General features: G+C 67.7%; 21 protein-coding genes and 6 pseudogenes. 19 read left to right on the forward strand and 8 right to left on the reverse strand.

The window, feature by feature from the left end; translation table 11 throughout:
• A pseudogene (locus tag GNX96_RS60625) lies at positions 1-212 on the reverse strand (VOC family protein); the annotation flags it as partial.
• Between the two features lie 10 nt (positions 213-222).
• A pseudogene (locus GNX96_RS46780) lies at positions 223-665 on the reverse strand (helix-turn-helix transcriptional regulator).
• A gap of 71 nt (positions 666-736) precedes the next feature.
• Here GNX96_RS46780 and GNX96_RS60630 point away from each other — a divergent pair.
• From GNX96_RS60630 to GNX96_RS60640, 7 genes and pseudogenes are all read left to right on the forward strand, one after another.
• Positions 737-1063: a helix-turn-helix domain-containing protein gene (locus tag GNX96_RS60630; RefSeq protein WP_279583358.1), complete on the forward strand. Its 327-nt coding sequence runs from the start codon at positions 737-739 to the stop codon at positions 1061-1063.
• Complete coding sequence (locus GNX96_RS60635; RefSeq protein ID WP_279583368.1) at positions 1053-1421, forward strand: TetR/AcrR family transcriptional regulator C-terminal domain-containing protein; 369 nt, start codon at positions 1053-1055, stop codon at positions 1419-1421. Before GNX96_RS60630 ends, GNX96_RS60635 begins: the two co-directional genes overlap by 11 nt.
• A gap of 1 nt (position 1422) precedes the next feature.
• Positions 1423-1512 (forward strand): annotated as a pseudogene (locus GNX96_RS66885) (FAD-dependent monooxygenase); the annotation flags it as partial.
• Complete coding sequence (locus GNX96_RS61985; RefSeq protein WP_313885961.1) at positions 1509-2231, forward strand: FAD-dependent oxidoreductase; 723 nt, start codon at positions 1509-1511, stop codon at positions 2229-2231. The pseudogene GNX96_RS66885 and the gene GNX96_RS61985, both read left to right, overlap by 4 nt.
• A gap of 56 nt (positions 2232-2287) precedes the next feature.
• Positions 2288-3151, forward strand: coding sequence for an SbtR family transcriptional regulator (locus GNX96_RS46795; protein WP_313885962.1), 864 nt, complete (start codon positions 2288-2290; stop codon positions 3149-3151).
• A gap of 47 nt (positions 3152-3198) precedes the next feature.
• Positions 3199-3492 (forward strand): annotated as a pseudogene (locus GNX96_RS66890) (alpha/beta fold hydrolase); the annotation flags it as partial.
• Entirely contained in the window at positions 3464-4003 is a 540-nt protein-coding gene (locus tag GNX96_RS60640; protein ID WP_279583359.1) for an alpha/beta hydrolase, read from the forward strand. The pseudogene GNX96_RS66890 and the gene GNX96_RS60640, both read left to right, overlap by 29 nt.
• Before the next feature lie 35 nt (positions 4004-4038).
• Here GNX96_RS60640 and GNX96_RS46805 read toward each other — a convergent pair whose 3' ends face one another.
• The 4 genes and pseudogenes from GNX96_RS46805 to GNX96_RS46815 form a co-directional block, all read right to left on the reverse strand.
• Positions 4039-4677 carry an amidohydrolase family protein gene (locus GNX96_RS46805; protein ID WP_279583360.1) on the reverse strand — a complete coding sequence of 213 codons (639 nt, stop codon included), beginning with the start codon at positions 4675-4677 and terminating at the stop codon, positions 4039-4041.
• Positions 4638-4880 carry a hypothetical protein gene (locus tag GNX96_RS60645; protein WP_279583361.1) on the reverse strand — a complete coding sequence of 81 codons (243 nt, stop codon included), beginning with the start codon at positions 4878-4880 and terminating at the stop codon, positions 4638-4640. The genes GNX96_RS46805 and GNX96_RS60645 overlap by 40 nt, the downstream gene beginning before the upstream one ends.
• Before the next feature lie 65 nt (positions 4881-4945).
• The gene (locus GNX96_RS46810) at positions 4946-5407 is read right to left on the reverse strand and encodes a Clp protease N-terminal domain-containing protein (protein ID WP_163573828.1); all 462 of its coding nucleotides are present in this window, start codon (positions 5405-5407) and stop codon (positions 4946-4948) included.
• Between the two features lie 18 nt (positions 5408-5425).
• A pseudogene (locus tag GNX96_RS46815) lies at positions 5426-5617 on the reverse strand (helix-turn-helix domain-containing protein); the annotation flags it as partial.
• A gap of 52 nt (positions 5618-5669) precedes the next feature.
• On the opposite strand from GNX96_RS46815, the gene GNX96_RS60650 reads away from it, so the two are divergent.
• From GNX96_RS60650 to GNX96_RS66895, 3 genes are read left to right on the forward strand one after another with little or no spacing between them, the layout of a single operon-like run.
• Complete coding sequence (locus GNX96_RS60650; protein WP_279583362.1) at positions 5670-6065, forward strand: FAD-dependent monooxygenase; 396 nt, start codon at positions 5670-5672, stop codon at positions 6063-6065.
• Entirely contained in the window at positions 6044-7105 is a 1062-nt protein-coding gene (locus tag GNX96_RS46820) for an FAD-dependent monooxygenase (protein ID WP_279583369.1), read from the forward strand. The genes GNX96_RS60650 and GNX96_RS46820 overlap by 22 nt, the downstream gene beginning before the upstream one ends.
• A complete protein-coding gene (locus GNX96_RS66895; RefSeq protein WP_390624348.1) occupies positions 7059-7160 on the forward strand; it encodes an aromatic-ring hydroxylase C-terminal domain-containing protein in 102 nt (33 codons plus the stop codon). The genes GNX96_RS46820 and GNX96_RS66895 overlap by 47 nt, the downstream gene beginning before the upstream one ends.
• A gap of 15 nt (positions 7161-7175) precedes the next feature.
• Here the strand turns inward: GNX96_RS66895 and GNX96_RS46825 are convergent, their stop codons facing one another.
• The gene (locus tag GNX96_RS46825) at positions 7176-8015 is read right to left on the reverse strand and encodes an LLM class flavin-dependent oxidoreductase (RefSeq protein ID WP_163573822.1); all 840 of its coding nucleotides are present in this window, start codon (positions 8013-8015) and stop codon (positions 7176-7178) included.
• A gap of 410 nt (positions 8016-8425) precedes the next feature.
• Between GNX96_RS46825 and GNX96_RS46830 the strand changes: the two genes are divergently transcribed.
• Positions 8426-9313: an ATP synthase F0 subunit B gene (locus GNX96_RS46830; RefSeq protein WP_163573823.1), complete on the forward strand. Its 888-nt coding sequence runs from the start codon at positions 8426-8428 to the stop codon at positions 9311-9313.
• A complete protein-coding gene (locus tag GNX96_RS46835; RefSeq protein ID WP_163573824.1) occupies positions 9313-9570 on the forward strand; it encodes a hypothetical protein in 258 nt (85 codons plus the stop codon). Before GNX96_RS46830 ends, GNX96_RS46835 begins: the two co-directional genes overlap by 1 nt.
• Positions 9571-9623: 53 nt before the next feature.
• Here the strand turns inward: GNX96_RS46835 and GNX96_RS46840 are convergent, their stop codons facing one another.
• Complete coding sequence (locus tag GNX96_RS46840) at positions 9624-10190, reverse strand: dihydrofolate reductase family protein (RefSeq protein ID WP_163573825.1); 567 nt, start codon at positions 10188-10190, stop codon at positions 9624-9626.
• 1089 nt (positions 10191-11279) lie between these two features.
• On the opposite strand from GNX96_RS46840, the pseudogene GNX96_RS60655 reads away from it, so the two are divergent.
• The 7 genes and pseudogenes from GNX96_RS60655 to GNX96_RS60665 all read left to right on the forward strand — a co-directional run.
• Positions 11280-11495, forward strand: a pseudogene (locus GNX96_RS60655) (DUF2961 domain-containing protein); the annotation flags it as partial.
• Positions 11429-13210, forward strand: a complete 1782-nt coding sequence (locus tag GNX96_RS46850; RefSeq protein ID WP_163573827.1) for a DUF2961 domain-containing protein — start codon at positions 11429-11431, stop codon at positions 13208-13210. The pseudogene GNX96_RS60655 and the gene GNX96_RS46850, both read left to right, overlap by 67 nt.
• Positions 13211-13214: 4 nt before the next feature.
• The gene (locus GNX96_RS46855) at positions 13215-14792 is read left to right on the forward strand and encodes a sugar ABC transporter ATP-binding protein (protein WP_279583363.1); all 1578 of its coding nucleotides are present in this window, start codon (positions 13215-13217) and stop codon (positions 14790-14792) included.
• A gap of 1 nt (position 14793) precedes the next feature.
• Complete coding sequence (locus GNX96_RS60660; protein WP_279583364.1) at positions 14794-15027, forward strand: hypothetical protein; 234 nt, start codon at positions 14794-14796, stop codon at positions 15025-15027.
• On the forward strand, positions 15024-15971 hold the full coding sequence (locus GNX96_RS46860) for an ABC transporter permease (RefSeq protein ID WP_279583365.1): 948 nt from the start codon (positions 15024-15026) through the stop codon (positions 15969-15971). The genes GNX96_RS60660 and GNX96_RS46860 overlap by 4 nt, the downstream gene beginning before the upstream one ends.
• Before the next feature lie 46 nt (positions 15972-16017).
• Complete coding sequence (locus tag GNX96_RS46865) at positions 16018-16764, forward strand: substrate-binding domain-containing protein (protein WP_279583366.1); 747 nt, start codon at positions 16018-16020, stop codon at positions 16762-16764.
• A partial coding sequence (locus GNX96_RS60665; protein ID WP_279583367.1) for a hypothetical protein occupies positions 16733-17039 on the forward strand: 307 nt, incomplete at its 3' end. The genes GNX96_RS46865 and GNX96_RS60665, both read left to right, overlap by 32 nt.

The following is a 17039-nucleotide window of genomic DNA, read 5'->3' on the forward strand; positions in this document are numbered from 1 at the left end:
GCGCCGCTCGTCCTCGGTGATTCCGGGACTCGCCGCCGCGGGTAGAGAACGCCCGTTCGTGCTGGCGGCCGGCTGGACCGACGGTGATCCAGTGCATGCCGTTGAAAACCGACGTCGTTGCGGATCTCGAAGTCGAGCACATCGCGGTAGAAGGCGATGGCGGCGTCGGGATCGTCCTGTGGGAGGAAGCTGGAGTGAATGGTGATGTCCATGGCGACCAGGCTATTTGCGGCTCGCGGACCGCGCTTCTCGATTCCTGATCGGTCTGGTGACTTGTTTTGCCACACACGCCGGCATCCCGCTGGTCGCGCTCGCCGCGTCCCGCCGATACACACTCGGCGGCACTCCGACCAACTCGGTGAACCGGGTGCTGAAGGTGCCCAGCGACGAGCAGCCGACCGCGAAGCAGACATCGGTGACGCTCAGGTCGCCGCGGCGCAGCAGCGCCATCGCCCGCTCGATGCGCCGCGTCATCAGATACGCGTACGGCGACTCGCCGTACGCCTGCCGGAACTCGCGGCTGAGGTGCCCGGCCGACATGTGCGCGTCCCGGGCGAGCGCCTCCACATCCAGCGGCTGTGCGTACTCCGGTCAATCCGATCTCGGACCCGGCGAAGGCGCGCGAGGTCGCGCAGGTGTTGCGCCGAGGCGCCGGTGCTGGTCACGTGCAAGATGGTGCCACATCTGCACGGTTCGTATGACAGGTCACACGCTGACGAACTTGTTCGTTACGAACATGTTCGTCAGAGTGTGCCTATGCCACCGAGGAGCCGCAGAGATCGTCCGTCCGGCCAAGCCAGCGCTGACGCGTGAGTCGATCGTTGGTACGGCCGTCATGCTGATGGGCGCTGAGGGTCTGAACCGGGTCACCATGCGGCGACTGGCTCAGGAACTCGACACCGGTGCGGCGTCTCTTTACGTGTACGTACGCAACACCGCCGAGCTGCACGCCGCGATCCTCGACGACTTGCTCGGTGGCCTCGATCTGAGTCCGGTCAAGGGCCGGCGACTGGCGGACGCGGCTGGAGACGATCCTGCGCTCGTACACCGCGCTGCTCCTTGAGCATCCGGGTCTGGCCCAGTCGGCGCTGGTGGCCCGACCATCCGGCCCGAACTACCTCGACCTGTGCGAGGCGTTGCTCGCGCTGTTGCACCAGGGTGGCGTGCCTGTCGGGCAGGCCGCCTGGGGTCTTGACCTGCTGCTCCAGCTCGGGACGGCGACGGCCGCTGAGCACGCGATCGAGGCGCCGGACGAAGACTGGCGTGCATTGGACTCAGCCGTACGAGACATCTCCCCCGCGACTCATCCCCATCTCGCCGCGATCGGCGCGGATCTGCTGTCCGGCCCGCCGCAGGCCCGACTGTCGTGGGGCCTTCAGGCCGTCATCGACGGCACACTGCACACGTTAAGGGAGCACTGACATGACCTCGATAACCATCATTGGCGCCGGCCTCGGCGGCCTGACGCTGGCCCGGATCCTGCACCTGCACGGGATCCAAGCGCGACTGTGTACGAACTGGAGCCGTCGCCTCAGGCGCGGGCACAGGGCGGCATGCTGGACATCCACGACGACACCGGTCAGATCGCGTTGCGCGCGGCAGACCTTTACCACGAGTTCCGCGCCCTCGTACACGAAGGCGGCGAAGCCACGCGCGTCCTCGACAAGCACGGAACTGTTCTGCTGGACGAAAAAGAGGACGGCGACCGGGGTCGGCCCGAGGTCAACCGCCGCGCGCTGCGCGAGCTTCTCATCGGTTCGCTGCCCGCCGGGATGATCCGGTGGGGCATCAAGGTCGCCGGCGCTCGTACGCTCGCCGACGGCCGTCACGAGGTGACTTTCGCCGACGGATCCTCCCTCATCACGGACTTGCTGATCGGCGCCGACGGCGCCTGGTCCAAGGTGCGCCCGCTGGTTTCCGCAGCCTGGCCCACTTACACCGGCATTTCTTTCGTCGAAACGCACCTGAACGATGCTGATGACCGCCATCCCGGCAGTGCCGCGCGGGTCGGCGGCGGCGGAATGCTGTTCGCACTCGCTCAAGACCAGGGTTTTCTGGCGCACCGCGACAGCAACGGCTGCCTCGACATCTACTGCGCCTTGCGTACGGCCGAAAACTGGGCCGCCGGCATCACGGATCAAGACGTGGCCAAGGCATTTGTGTTGGCTTCCTTTCACGATTGGGACGAGCAGCTGCGCGCGCACTCGTCGCCGACTCAGACGACGCGCTAGTCCCCCGGGCGATCTACGCGTTGCCGGTTGGCCATCGTTGGGATCGCGTGCCGGGGGTGACGCTGCTGGGCGATGCCGCCCACCTGATGTCGCCTTTTGCCGGCGAGGGCGCCAATCTTGCGATGTTCGACAGCGCCGAGCTGGCGGCGGCGATCGTCGCGCACCCAGACGACATCGAGAAGGCGCTGTCCACGTACGAAGAAGCGCTGTTCCCGCGCAGCGCGGCGTCCGCCGCGGAATCCGCGAACAACCTGGAGCTCTGCTTTGGCCCGGCTCGGCTGGCAAGCTGCTCGATCTGTTCGCCGACCATTCCCGGTAGGGTAACTGGGGGAAACCCCAGTTACCCTCGGAGTGTCATGTCAACCGCCAGCCCTCGTCGCAGAGCCGATGCGCAACGCAACTACGACCTACTGCTTGCCACCGCCAAAGAGGTCTTCGGCGAGCATGGCGCGGACGCGCCGCTGGACGAGGTCGCGCGACGAGCCGGCATCGGCAACGCGACGATGTACAGGCACTTCCCCACCCGGCGAGACCTGCTGGTCGCGGTCTACGCCGACGAGGTCACGGCGTTGTGCGCGCGCGGCGAGGCGTTGCTGGTGGCGGACTCCCCCGGCGACGCACTTTTCCAGTGGTTGCGGTCTTTCATCGCACATGTCGTCACCAAGCAGGACCTCGCGCGGTCGCTCATGGCGGGCCCAGCGGGCCTGCACTCGGAGCGCTTCGGGCAGTGGCACGACGCCATGCTCTCGACCGCCGGGTCCCTGCTCGTACGGGGGGCGCAGGAGGCCGGGGACGTACGAGCCGACCTGCCGGTTCGGGACGTGTTGTGGCTGGCCAACGGCATCGCGTTGACTGGCGCGGATGATGAGCGGGCCGTACGGCTGCTCCGGTTGGTACGAGACGGTGCCGCCAACCGATGACTTTCCAATGCTCGTCTGGTCTGTAGGAGAACGACCTAAGGAGCAGCATGCCGGAGCAGATCCTCCCAGTCCGCGGTGTCGACCTCTGTGTCGAGACATTCGGTGAGCCGGCCGCGCCGCCGATCCTGCTGATCATGGGCGCGACCGCTTCGATGGACTGGTGGCTGACGGACTTCTGCCACCGGCTGGCCGAGGGCGGCCGGTACGTGGTGCGCTACGACCACCGGGACACCGGCCGGTCCGCGCACGACCCAGCGGGGGCACCGACGTACCAGTCCAGTGACCTCGTCGCCGATCCGATGGGGATCCTGGATGCCTTGGGAACAGCCAAAGCGCACGTCGTCGGGTTCTCCATGGGGCGGCGCGATCGCCCAGCAGCTCGCGCTCGATCACGCCGACCGGCTGACCTCGGTGACGTTCATGTCGACGACGGCCGGTCCTGGCGACGCCGACCTTCCGCCGATGTCGCCCGAGCTGAAGGCGAGCTTCGCCGAGGCCGCCGCGCCGCCGGACTGGACCGACCGCTCGGCCGTCATTGAGTCCGTTGTACGGGACCAGCAGCTGGTGGCCGGCCAATCGCTGCCCTTCGACGAACCGGCCGCGCGAGCCCTCGCCGTCCAGGTTTTCGATCGTACGAAGAACATGGCGGCCGGTCAGAACCACTGGATGCTCGAAGGCGGCGCCAGTCAGCGGCACCGGCTCGCGGAGATTTCGTTGCCAACGCTGGTCATGCACGGCACCGAGGACCCACTTTTCCCCTACGGACACGGTGTCGCGCTGGCCCGCGAGATCCGCGCCGCGCGGTTGGTGCCGCTGGAGGGCGCCGGCCATGAACTTCCGCGCCCCTGCTGATGTGGCGATCGAGGCGATCCTCGCACACACCGCCGTCAGGTAAGGCCCAGCAGCGGCAGGGCGTCGCGGTGAATGAGGGACTCGACAGCCGAGGCGTCGAGTCCGTGCAGGCCCTTGGGGCTTTCGACCTGGGCGACGGAGCGCAGGCCTTCGACGGTCTCGTTGACCGTGGTGAACGGGTAGTCGGTGCCGAAGAGCAGCTTGTCCCACACGCCGTACTCCTGCACCAACATCAACGCGCGCCACAGCTGGAACGGCCGATAGACCAGCGCCGACACGTCCGCGTACACATGTGGGTGCTTGCGGATGACGGCGATGCACTCCCCTTCGTACGGGTGCCCGAGGTGCGCGAGGATCATCCGCAGCTCCGGGAACCGGGTCGCGACCGGGTCGAGCAGAGCCGGCCTGGCGTAGGCGATCGGGGCCTGCGAGACGAAAGTCGTACCGGTGTGCAGCAAGACGGGCAGCTGGTTCTCCTGCGCGTACGCCCACAGGGGGTCGCAGAACTCGTCGCCCGGGTCGAAACCGGCGTACATCGGCATCAGCTTGATCCCGCGCAGGCCCAGCGACCGGTGCGCTACCCGCATCTCGTCCTGCCAGCCTGGCTGGGTGGGGTCCAGCGCCATGAAACCGATCAACCGGTCGGGCTGGTCCGCGATGTACTCGGCGACCATCTCGTCCGGCACCCACTGGCCGGAAAGCCGTGCCTTGGCACCGAAAACGATGGTCCGAGTGTCCCCGGCGCGGTGGCCAGGTAGTCCTCCCAGCGCACCCGCAGGTCCACCGGCTCGGTGCGGGACCGAGACGACTGGGCCACGAAGGACTCGCTGAAATGGCTGTGATCACGGAAGAAGTGGCTGTGTACGTCGATGATCACGCGGATGGTCCTCTCCAGGCCGGAATCAACAGAATCCTAACTGTGTCTCCGGGATGTCGAAAGGATCACCCCAGGCGGTCCCGTACGACCACGCCGTCGACACCGAGCGCTGCCAGCAGGTCCGCGGCCGGGTCGGGCGAGCGGCTTTCCAGCAGAGTGAGCAACAGCTGTCTCGGGGCGAGTCGACGCGTTCTCATCGTGGTCGCGCCGACAGCCGCGGCGAGGGCAGCCCGGGCGGCGGAGGTGAGCGGCGGGCGCTTGCCCAGCGGCTTGACGCTCACCGGGGGGAAGTCCGCCACGTCGATGCCGATCGATCCTAATGCGGCCTTGTCCAGTGACTGCAACGCTGCGCGAGCGGTCGCCAGGTCCACGTTGAGCGCCCGCGCTGGCGGGGTGTCCGGGGCGCTCAGCAGACCGAGGACCAGGTGTTCGGTGCCCGTCCGGCGATCCCCTCGCCGGCGTGCCTCGTCCAGGGCCGCCTTCACGACGACGCTGAACGGATGTCTTGCGGTGGACTGATCGGCCATGTCACTCACTTCCCGTGTTTTGGTGTGGACGGACTGGCGGGACACGCCGAGGGCGTCTCCGATCTGCTCCCACGACCACCCCTGTTCGCGGGCGCGGCGGGTCACCGCGGCGGCCTCCACCTGCTCGGCGAGCCGGTGCAACGCGCCGACGGCGCGAAGGGCCACGGCCGGGTCGGTCGAACGGATGCGCTCGGCGAGGTCACTGTCCATGTCCGTCAGTTTGGGGTGACAGCGGCCATCTGTCAACCCAAACTGACAAGTGATGTCAATCCAAACTGACAGGTTGGTGACGGCAATGGACGTGGTGGTTTGTGGCGCCGGGCCGGTCGGCCTGATGCTCAGTTGCGAGTTGGCGCTGGCCGACATATCGGTAGTGGTGTTGGAAAAACGGCTGGAGAACAGTGTCGTGCCACGGGCCAACGGGATAGTTGGTCAACCCGTACGACTGCTCGAGCTGCGAGGTCTGCTAGCCGGTTTCAGCGCCGGCAGATATGCCGGTCCAGTGCCGTCGTATCCGTTCGGCGATGTGCTGATGGACCTCTCCCTTATTCCAGACGTCCGGCTGCCGGCATTGCTGATCCCGCAGCCGGAGCTAGAAGGCTGCTGGCCGATCGGGCCGTCGAGCTCGGAGCGACCATCCGGCGCGGCCACGAGGTAACGGCTTTCTCGCAGAGCGCCGACCGGGTGACGGTGCAAGTCCGACAGGACGATGACTCGTACGAGCTGAGCCCGCGCTATCTGGTCGGATGCGACGGCGGGCACAGTGTCGTACGCCAACAGGCTGGCATCGCGTTTCCCGGCTCGGCGGACCCGGAGGTGCTCCGGATGGGCCACTTCCGGGCGCCCGAGGCCGCCGGGCTGTATACGAATGCGGGCCTCGACGTGCCGGGCTTCGGGAGACTCCAACGCGGCTGGAACCGGACGCCCCGAGGAGCGGTGCTGGCGATGTCCCTACAGCCTGGAGTGGTGATCGCCGGCGTACGCGAGCCCGGTGAAGCGCCGCGGGACAAGGCCTCGTTGACGTTGCCTGAGCTGCAGGCCAGTGCCCGCCGCGTGCTGGGTGGCGAGCTACCGCTGGGCGAGCCGATCTGGCTGTCCCAGGTGGTCGTCCAGGGCCGCCTCGCGCAGCGGTACCGGGACGGCCGGGTCTTCCTCGCCGGAGACGCGGCGCACCTGTTCCCAGCCGGCGGCGCGCTCACCGTCGGGCTGCCGGACGCGGTCAACCTCGGCTGGAAACTCGCGGCCGCGCTGATCGACAGAGCCGACCTGCTCGACACGTACGAGGCCGAACGCCGTCCCATCGCCAAACGCGCACTGCTGCAGACCCGCGCGCAGGCCGCGCTCACCCAGGCGGCTGGCGACAACGGCGTGGCGCTGCGGGAGTTGCTGGGCGAACTTCTCACGTACGCGGGGCCGCTGCGCCACCTCGTCGCACTTATGGACGGCTCAGATCGCCGGTTCGACACGATCCCCGGCGGACACCCGCTCACCGGCCGATTCGTCCCCGCCCTGCCCCTGAAATCCTTCCTGCGGAACGGAAAGCCGATTCTCCTCGACCTCGCGGACCGGCCAGCCGTACGGGCCATCGCCCGACGGTTGGCCCGTCGAAGTGGTCATTCGCCCGTACGACGCCCGCCCAACGGCCGCCCTGCTGGTCCGTCCAGATGGCTATGTCGCGTGGGCCGGCGACGAACGTGACCTCGATGGCCTCCATGCCGCCGTCGCCCGCTGGTGCCTTCCGTACCCACCCTGACGTTCGCATCGACGGTCAGGGGAAGAGGGTGCCGACGGCCTTGTCGAAGATCGGGCGCTCGGCGGGTTTCGGGGCGTAGCAGACGATCTCGGTGAACCCGATCGCCTGGTAGCGCTCGGTGATCTGGGCCAGTGCGTCCGGGCTGGCCCAGGGATTGACCGAGCCGTACGCGAGCAGGATGCGGCGGACCGAGGCGGGGTCGCGGTTGGCGTCCGTACACAACTGGTCCAGCTTGTCGGCGCGCTCGACAGAGGCTTGGTAGAACTCTTCCTCGGTAGCCGCGCCGGTGAAGGTCACCCAGGCGTCGCCATAGGTGGCGGCCACCGCGAGGGCGCGCGGCCCGTTGGCGGCCACGAGCAGCGGGATGCGGTCCTGCACCGGGCCAGGGCTCATCGCCGCGTCGCGGTAGCTGTAGTACGCCCCGGAGTGGTCGCTGGTATCGCCACCCAACAGTCGGTCGACGCTGCCCACGAACTCGGCCAAGCGGTCGGCGCGCTCGGGGCCCGGCCAGTACGGCACGCCGGCCATCGCGTGGTCGGCCGGCCACAGCCCGGAGCCGATGCCGAGCTCGAACCGGCCACCGCTGATGTGGTCGAGGGTCACCGCCTGCTTCGCCAACGGGGCCGGCTGTCGGTACGCGAGGTTCGCGATCAACAGGCCGATCTGGATGTCGACGGTGGTCGCCGCCCACGCGGCGAGCAGTGTCGGACCGTCATGCACCGCGATGGCGGCGTCTCGGGAATTGCGCAGGTTGTCGCCGGTCCACAGGCTGTGGAATCCGGCGTCCTCGGCGATGCCGGCCCACTGCGTAGCCTCCGGCCAGGTGCCGGGATTGACCTTCAAGCCGTATCGCATGCGGTCCCACCATTCGTACGGGCGATGAACGGAACCAACCCTAGGGACGCCCGCTGGCGATCGCCATGTCGACCCGGGACACTGCTCGAAAACCCGCAAGCCGTTATGTCGGTGGAAAAATGCGGCTACGACATTTTTCCCATGTATTTAACGCATGCGTGACGGGGATGTCACAGAATGGCCACGCGTAAATGTGATGGCAAAATGTCGGAATTCTGCTCCAGAGAGCGAAATCTACATATAGATAGTCCGACTTCGGCTCTCGGTACGATCAACCGATCTGGCCAATGCCGTCAGCAACCGATCGATTACGCCGTAAGCGTGAACGCCCCGGTTGGCTGTGGTGGTGACCTGCACACGACAGTGGCGTCGGAGCGGCGCCAGTGAAGCGACTGCCCTGGAGGGTATGCATGTCCGAGCACCGGACTGAACTGATCCCGATGCAGGAAAAACCGGGCACCTTCGATGTGGTGCTGCGAGGTTTCGACCGTAATCAGGTGACCACGGCATTCCAGCGGATCGAGACGCAGTACCGATCCACGGCCGCGGACCGGGACGGCGCGCTCGGTCGGCTCGAGGACGCCCGCCAGCAGCTGCGGGACGCCCAGACCGAGAATGAGGAACTGCACGAGAAGCTCAAGACCGCGAAGGCCCCGACGTACGAGTCGCTCGGTGCCCGGGTCGGCCAGATCCTCGGCATCGCCGATGACGAGGCCAAGGAGATCCTGCGCAAGGCCAAGGAGGTCGGCATCCAGGCCGACTCCCGCGACAAGATCGCCCGCGACAAGGCCGACGCCATCACCGCCGCCGCCGACCAGCGCGCGACCAAGCTGATCGGCGACGCGGAGAAGTCCGCCGCCGCCAAGACGGCCGCCGCCGACAAATACGCCACCGAGAAGCGCAGCACCGTCGACAAGTACGTCGCCGAGACGACGACCGCGGTGGACAAGGCGGCCCGGGAGAAGACCGCCGCGGCCGAGAAGAGCGCCGCGGACAAGATCGCCGCCGCCGACACCGCGGCCGCCGAGAAGCTGGCCGCCGCCCGCAAGGCACACCAGGACCTGCAGCAGCAGTTCGACACACCTCGATGGCACGCCGCCGCGATGAGGCGCAGAAGGTCCACGAGGACCGCGAGAAGGCGTCCGTCACCGAGGGCACCCAGCGGGTCGAGAAGGCCAAGGCGGAGGCCGCGAAACTGCTGGCCGACACCCAGAAGCAGGCCGACCAGCTGCGGGCCACCGCGAAGGCCGAGTCGGACCGGATCATCGCGCACGCCAAATCGGTCGTCGAGCAGTTGATGAACGTACGAGCGACGCTCGTCGGCCAGTTCGGGTCCGTACGGGAGATCCTGCAGACCGTCCCGGACGCGCTCGGAGACGAGCCCACCGACGTACTCGACAAGAACGCGGCCGCCGCGGCCAACAAGCCAGCGACTCCGGTTACCCCCGCCGCGCCGGCCCGGCCCGCTGCGTCCCGTCCAGCCCCCACTGCCCCGACCCAGGCTGCTCCCCCTGCCCAGACAACTCCAACTACCGCGACCCAGAACGGCCGCTAGACCGCTTCGGGAGGTCACGAAACGGCGCGCTGGCTGTCCAGCGCGCCGTTTCGTCACGCTCGACGGTCTAATGTCCTGACATCCGTCTCGTAGGTCAGCTTCACGATCTTCGAGAAGGTCTTGACGGCGGCGAGTCTCAGCTTGGCGTCTTGACCCTCTCGAAAGAGCTGCTTCCCGCTACCTGCCATAAAGGGGTAGATGGCGAGGTCGATGACATCGATCAGCCATTCCCTCAGTAGCGTCTCTCCCAGCAGGCCGTGGCCCATGAGCAGCAGGTTTCCCCCTTCCTGTTGCTTGAGTCGGGCAACCTCGGCGACGGCATCGCCGCCGATGATGGTGGGGTTACCCCAGCCGGCCGTCACCAACGACGAGCTGAAGACATACTTCGGGATGGCGGTGAGCCGGTCGGCCCACATCGGTTTGTGCGCCCCACCGCCGCCGTAGAGCCCCGCGAACGCCTGGTAGGTGCGGCGGCCGAACAGCATCGCGTCGCATGCGTTCAGCAAGCCCAAACCGTCGCGCAGGTACGCCTCGTCCTGATACTCGCCGACGCCCATCCCTACCGGGTCTTCGAAGACGCCGTCCGCCGAAACCAGGACGTACTCGATCACCTTCCGCACAACGCTGACCTCCTTGGTAGGACCTTCTCGGTGCGCCATGAGTCGGTAGCGGCACTCCTTAGTGCTCGATACAGACCCCGGCTGACCAGGAAACGGGGCGGCACGCGCGCGGGTGGGCATGCGTCTTTCGCGGTGAATTCTGGCGATTGCCGCCACTGCCCTCCACGGCTTGCTCGTACGAGAGCCCCTTGACACGGCGTAATCTGGGTCACTAACCTCCGGGAAATCGATTTCTAGCGCATCCCGGAGGGTTCCATGGCGCGGGGCGTACGTCGTTTGACCGCTCTGTCCGCAGTGGTGGCATTGGCGGTGGCCACCGCGTTCGTGCCGGCTAGCCAGCCCGCCACGGCGGCCCCTCCACCGGCCTCCCACGGGCCGATCGGCTGGGACACCTACCGGCACCCGGAGCGGCTTGCCGACATCTCCGGCGACAGCCGGACCTTCCAGTCCTCCAGCTTCGACCGGGCCGGCGGCAACGATGACGGCAACTCGTGGTGCCTGCGGACGACCTCGGCCGGCTGCGTCATCGCGGAGCGGGCCGGCGCCGGGGAGGTGGACTCGATCTGGTTCACCCGCGACGACGGCAACGTGACAGCCACCGGCACGATCACCGTCCAGCTAGACGGCAAGACAGTGCTTTCCGGTTCGCTTCAGGACATCGTGAACGGCGCCAAGGGCGCGCCTTTCGTCTACCCACTTGTCGCCAACGCCGACCAGTCATCCGGCGGTGTCTACCTCAAGGTGCCGATGACGTTCAGCAAGTCGATGCTGATCACGGTCCAGAACAAGCCCGTCTACTACCACGTCACCTACCGCACTTTCGCCGATCCACGGGGAATCCCGACCTTCGATCCGGCCGACCAGGCCACCGACGTGATCGCGAAGCTGAAAGCATCCGGCACGGCCGACCCGAAACCCGCACAGCCGGGGGCTCGTACCCGTACGACCGCGCTGGCGCTGCCCCGCGGCGCGAGTAAGACCGTGACCGCCGGCAGCGGCTCCGGCGCGATCACCGCGCTGACCGTGAAGATCCCGCAGCTCGCCGCCCCCGGCTCGGGCACCAGCGAGATCGCCACCTCCGACTCGATCATGCGTGACACCCGGCTGCGGATCAGCTTCGACGGCCGGCAGACCGTGGACGCGCCGCTCGGCGAGTTCTTCGGCACCGGCCTGGGGCTCTATCCCGTACGAGCGATGATGTTCGGCGCCGACCCGGCCACCAAGACGTTGTCCGCCTGGTGGCAGATGCCCTACCGGTCGAGCGCCACGGTCACGTTGGTCAACGACTCGCTGGTCGCGATCAACGGCGCCCAACTGTCTGTCTGTCACCACCGCGGCAGCCCCCCGCGTCCGCGCAGCTCGGCGCGGACGGCTCCACCGGCTACTTCCACGCCGCCAGTGACCGGACCATCGAGACGCCCGGCCAGGACCACACCTTCGTGGACACCATCGGGCACGGCCGGGTGGTCGGGGTCACCGAGACCATGGAAGGCCTCGCCCAGGACGCCGGCCGCGGCTACCTCGAGGGCGACGAGCGGCTGTTCGTGGACGGCTCGGTGAGCCCGCAGATGTCCGGCACCGGCACCGAGGACTTCTACGAGTCCGGCTGGTATTTCAATCGAGGCACCGACACGAACCCGTTCAACGGCGATCCCGCGCACGAGAACCGCGGCCTCGGCTGCGTGTACGACTGCACTGGCGCGTACCGGCTGATGCTCACCGAAGGCGCGCAGTACGGCTCGTCCGTCCGGTTCGGCATCGAGCACGGCGCGTACGACACGGATCCGGCGATCTATGGCTCCACGACGTACTACTACGCCCAGGACAAGAATGTGATGCGCCAGACCGACTCGCTCACCGTCGGCGACACTGGCAGCGAGAGCGCCCATCAGTACAAGTCGACCAACCCCGGCGCGGTGACCGCGGTGTCCAGCGGCTACGAGGGTTACGACCGCACCCAGCCGGCTGTCACTCGCGGCATCCGGGCCACCGCCGGGCCGGTCAGCTTCCAGCTGGCGGTCGCGCGGGACAACCGGGGCGTCGAACTTCGCCGTACGTCCGACCAGAACCAGGGCTACCAAAGCGCGACTGTGAGTGTGAACGGCATCGCGGCCGGGACCTGGACGCAGCCCCTGAGCAACCAGGGTTTGCGCTGGCTGGACGACAGCTTCGAGCTGCCCGCCGCGCTGACCGCCGGCCGCTCATCGATCACCGTGACACTGACGCCGGCGGCCGGCTCCGCCGCCTGGACCGCGGCCTCCTACGCGGCGGTCTCGGACGTACCAGCCACTGTGGACAGCCGGGCACCCAGCGCCACTCTCGGGCTGCACGCGGCCGGTACGGACACCAACAGCATCAACGTCACCTGGCTGCCCGCCACTGACGACACGTACGCGCCGCAGTACCAGGTGTACGGCTCCACCACCCCGAACTTCACCGCCGCCGGCTCCACTCTGCTGACTACCACGCCGTTGCTTTCGTACGCCCACGGCGATCTCGGCACCAAACAGACCTGGTATTACCGGGTCCGGGCGGTGGACGCGGCCGGTCACGCCGGCCCGCTGTCGGCACTGGTCAGCGCGGTCACCGGCAACAAGCTCCGGGTCGAGGCGGAGTCGATGCCGGTCGTCTCGGCCACCGCCCCGATCGGCCCACAGGGCGACTGCTGCAACGTCCATTGGTCGAACGGTTCGCAGCTGTGGTTCACCGCGAAGTCGGCGCCGCAAAACGCGGTCCTGCAGTTCAGTGTCTCGACGGCTGGCACGTACGACCTGTCGATGGTGCTGACAAAGGCGGTCGATTACGGCATCGTGACCTTCGCTCTGGACGGTACGACGATGGGCGAACCTGTTGACGGCTACAACGCGGGGGCCGTGGTGATCACGCCACCCCTGTCCTATGGACAGCACCAGCTCAGCGCCGGTACCCACACGCTGACGATGACGGTCACCGGCAAGAACGCGTCGGCGGCGGGCTACTTCGCTGGCCTGGACTACCTCGACCTGACGCAGGCGACCTGACCCGATGCCCGAGAGCAACTCCCCGATCCTGGCGATGCGTGACATCGCCAAGTCCTTCCCGGGCGTACGGGCCCTGACCGGCGTGTCCATGGACGTACGCGCCGGTGAGGTGCACGCCCTGCTCGGCGAGAACGGTGCCGGCAAGTCGACGCTGTGCAACATCCTGTCCGGCGTCTTCACCGAATACGCCGGCAGCATCGAGCTGGCTGGCGAGCGGGCGAACATCCACCACCCCCAAAGACGCCCAGTCGCTCGGCATCGGGATGATCCACCAGGAGCTCAACCTGGTGCCAGAGCTGTCGATCGCGGACAACATCTTCCTAGGCCGGGAGCCGCGGACCCGGTGGGGCACGATCAACCGGCCCCTGATGGACGCCGAGTCGCGCGCCGGCTGCTCGCCGAGCTGGGCCTGCGACTGGACCCGCGGCGGCCGGTGCGTACGTGCCAGATCGCCGAGCAGCAGCTGATCGAGGTCGCCAAGGCGCTGTCGCTGAACGTCCGCGTACTGATCATGGACGAGCCGACATCCGCACTGGCCGACGCTGAGGTGAAACTGCTGTTCGCGGTGATCCGCCGGCTGGTCGCCCGCGGGGTCGCGGTCATCTACATCTCGCACCGGCTCGAGGAGTTGTACGAGATCGCCGACCGGGTGACGGTGCTGCGCGACGGCGGCTACATCGGCACTCGCGAGATGGCGGCGACCGATCGCGCCGAGCTGATCCGGATGATGGTCGGCCGGCCACTCGGCGAGATTTTCCAGCACTCCGCCAAAATCTCCGCCGGAGCCGAGCGGCTGCGAGTGACCGGCCTGTCGCTGGCGGCCGACCCGCGGGCCGGCCGGGTGGCGCTGCACGATGTTTCGCTGTCCGTACGGGCCGGCGAGATCGTCGGGCTCGCCGGCCTGATGGGCGCCGGTCGTACCGAGGTGCTGGAGGCGATCTTCGGCGTCTTCGGCACGCGCGCGATCCGCGGGTCGCTGGCGCTGGACGGGAAACCGTATCCACCGCGGTCGCCGGAGGAAGCCATCCGCAGAGGTGTCGCGCTGGTCGCCGAGGACCGCAAGACGCAAAGTCTGGTGCTGTCGAACACCGTACGGTTCAACGCCAGTCTGGCTTCGCTGAAGCGGTTCCGCCGCTGGTCCGGGGGGGTGGACGCGAAAGCCGAGCGCAAGGCGGTCGCGGAGCAGGTCGCCAGCCTGCGGGTGAAGACGCCGAGCCTCGCGAGCATGGTGGCGAACCTGTCCGGCGGGAACCAGCAGAAGGTCGTACTGGCCAAGTGCCTGCTGACCAAGCCGACCGTGCTGTTGCTCGATGAGCCGACCAGGGGCATCGACGTGGGCGCGAAGGCGGAGATTTCCGAGCTGGTCAACAAGTTGGCGGCCGCCGGCACCGGCATTCTGATGGCCTCTTCCGAGCTGCCGGAGCTGCTGGGCACGTGCGACCGGATCATCGTGCTCTGCGAGGGTCGGGTTACCGCGGAGCTCGATCGGGCGGAGGCCACCCAGGAGCGGATCCTGGCGGCGGCGATGGCCCGGCAGGTCGTCCTCGCCGAAGATATGTCCAGCACTGGAAAGGAAACATAGCGTGGCGGGCACCCAGACGACCGCGACCGCGGTCGCCGAGAAACCAGTCGGAGCCGAGCGGTGGAAACGGGTGCTCTCCACCCTGGGCTCGCTGCAGGGTTACGTGGGGCTGGCGTTGGTGCTGATCCTGGGCATCAGCACCAAGGGCGGCATCTTTCTCAGCCAGTCGAACATCACCAACGCGGTCGGCGCCTTCGCGTCCCGGGGCATCCTCGGGTCGGTGAGACGCTGGTGATCCTGGCCGCCGGCATCGACCTTTCGGTGGGGTCGATGTTGGGGCTTTCGTCGATGGTGGCGGCGATGTTGCTCGTACAGGCGGATCTGCCGCCGGTGCTGATCCTGCCGGTGTGTGTGGTCGCCGGGGCGGTGATGGGCTTCTGCAACGGCGCCGGTTCCACCTGGCTGCGCATCCAGCCGTTCGTCATGACACTGGCGACGTTGTCGGTCTTTCGTGGGCTGGACCGGCAGATCAGCAACAACGTCAGTGTGGGCACCCAGATCGTTGGGCCGACTGGCAAACTGTCCGCGCACTCCGACCAGTTCCAGCTGTTCGGTACGCCCGGCCACAATTTGTTTAGCGGTATACTCGGCGCCGGTGTCTACTATCCGGTCCTGGCCTTCGTCATCACCTGCGTGGTTTTTCAGTTGATCCTCTCCAAAACCACGTTCGGTCGGCATATTTACGCGGTCGGTCGGCGGGAACGAGACAGCGGCAGGCTGCTGTCCGGCATCAACGTCAACCGGGTGAAGATCGCGGTGTTCACCATCTGCGGCCTGCTCGCCGGTTTCGCCGGCCCGATCGACGCGGCGTACAGCGCGTCGGCCGATCCGCTCGCCGGCGGCGGGTACGAGCTGGACGTGATCGCCGCGGTGGTGATCGGCGGCGCCGCGCTGGCCGGTGGCCGGGGCAGCATCATCGGCACCTTCGTCGGTGTCCTGATCCTCACCCTGCTGGACAACGTGCTCGGCCTGAACGCTGTCAGCGACAACCTGCAGCTGATCATCAAGGGCCTGATCGTGGTCGTCGCGGTCGTGCTGCAGCGGCCGGACCTGATCACCAGCTTCGCCGGCTTCATCCGGCGAACATTCGGCCGCGGTGGCGGGGACCTAGCCACCGCCGCGGTTTCCACAGCGGCGCCCGGTCCGTCGGGCGGCAAGAACACTGGGAGAAAGTCGTGATCCGTATCAGCATCGGTCGCCTCGCCGTCGCGGCGACCGCCCCCTCGTGCTCGTGGCCGGTTGTGCGTCCACCACGGGCAGCAGTGGCGCACCCGCCAGCAACGGCGCCGGGCAGCAGTTCGTCGTCGGCTATTCCCAGTCGAACAACGCCGAGCCGTACCGGGCCCAGCTGAACCTGCAGCTGGAGCACTACATCAAGCAGTATCCGAACCTGAAGCTGCTGCCGATCGCGGACGCGGCACAAGACTCCGGCCGGCAGGTGTCGCAGGTGCAGCAGTTCATCCAGCAGAAGGTGAACGCGCTGATCATCTCGCCGAACGAGCCGGCCCCGCTCGCGGCGGCCGTCCAGCAGGCCTGCGCGGCGAAGATCCCGGTGATCGTGCTGGACCGTTCGGTCAACTCCGACTGCTACTCCGCGTTCATCGGCGGCGACAACTTCGCCGCCGGGCAGAAGGCCGGTCAGCTGGCCGCGCAACTGCTGCCCAACGGCGGCAATGTGGTGGAGCTGCAGGGCATCCTGTCCGACCAGCCGCAGATCGACCGCGACCGCGGCTTCCGGGACGGCATCAAGAGCAACCCGAAGGTCAAGATCCTCGCCAACCGGGAAGCCAAGTGGCTCAAGGACAACGCCACCACGATCACCAACCAGTGGCTGGCCCAGGGCCTGAAGGTCGACCTGGTGTACGGGCAGAACGACCCGATGGCGCTCGGCGCGTACCTGGCGGCCGCGTCCGCCGGCAAGCAGAAGTGGTGCTGCCGAGTTGCTCGATGCTGGCCGCTACCGAGGCGCTGACGGGGGTGCCGCGGCTGCTGCGCAATACCCGACCCTGATCGGGCGGCTGCCCGACGCGGAATGGCCGCGCTCGCGAGCGGTGCCGCTGCTGCACGCCCGCTACCGAGGCGCTGACAGCGGTTGTACGCAATACCCGCCATCGGGATGTGCTGGACGTACAGGCGCGGGTGCCGCGGATGCTGGCGAGCCCGACCTGAGCGGGCGGCTGCCACTACAGGATATGGCCGCTGCTCGCGTGTGGTGCTGCTGCTCGACCCGCTACCGAGGCGCTGACT

Origin of the sequence: Fodinicola feengrottensis (assembly GCF_010993775.1) — a bacterium.
GTDB lineage: Bacteria > Actinomycetota > Actinomycetes > Mycobacteriales > HKI-0501 > Fodinicola > Fodinicola feengrottensis.

What these genes read in the sequence shown, in the direction of transcription:
- GNX96_RS46855 (WP_279583363.1), top strand. Translation starts at nt 13,215, where the DNA reads ATGCCCGAGAGCAACTCCCCGATCCTGGCGATGCGTGACATCGCCAAG.
- GNX96_RS46830 (WP_163573823.1), top strand. Translation starts at nt 8,426, where the DNA reads ATGTCCGAGCACCGGACTGAACTGATCCCGATGCAGGAAAAACCGGGC.
- GNX96_RS46810 (WP_163573828.1), bottom strand. Translation starts at nt 5,407, where the DNA reads ATGGCCGATCAGTCCACCGCAAGACATCCGTTCAGCGTCGTCGTGAAG.
- GNX96_RS60650 (WP_279583362.1), top strand. Translation starts at nt 5,670, where the DNA reads ATGTCAATCCAAACTGACAGGTTGGTGACGGCAATGGACGTGGTGGTT.
- GNX96_RS46825 (WP_163573822.1), bottom strand. Translation starts at nt 8,015, where the DNA reads ATGCGATACGGCTTGAAGGTCAATCCCGGCACCTGGCCGGAGGCTACG.
- GNX96_RS60640 (WP_279583359.1), top strand. Translation starts at nt 3,464, where the DNA reads ATGCCTTGGGAACAGCCAAAGCGCACGTCGTCGGGTTCTCCATGGGGC.
- GNX96_RS46805 (WP_279583360.1), bottom strand. Translation starts at nt 4,677, where the DNA reads ATGGTCGCCGAGTACATCGCGGACCAGCCCGACCGGTTGATCGGTTTC.
- GNX96_RS60630 (WP_279583358.1), top strand. Translation starts at nt 737, where the DNA reads ATGTTCGTCAGAGTGTGCCTATGCCACCGAGGAGCCGCAGAGATCGTC.
- GNX96_RS46835 (WP_163573824.1), top strand. Translation starts at nt 9,313, where the DNA reads ATGAACGTACGAGCGACGCTCGTCGGCCAGTTCGGGTCCGTACGGGAG.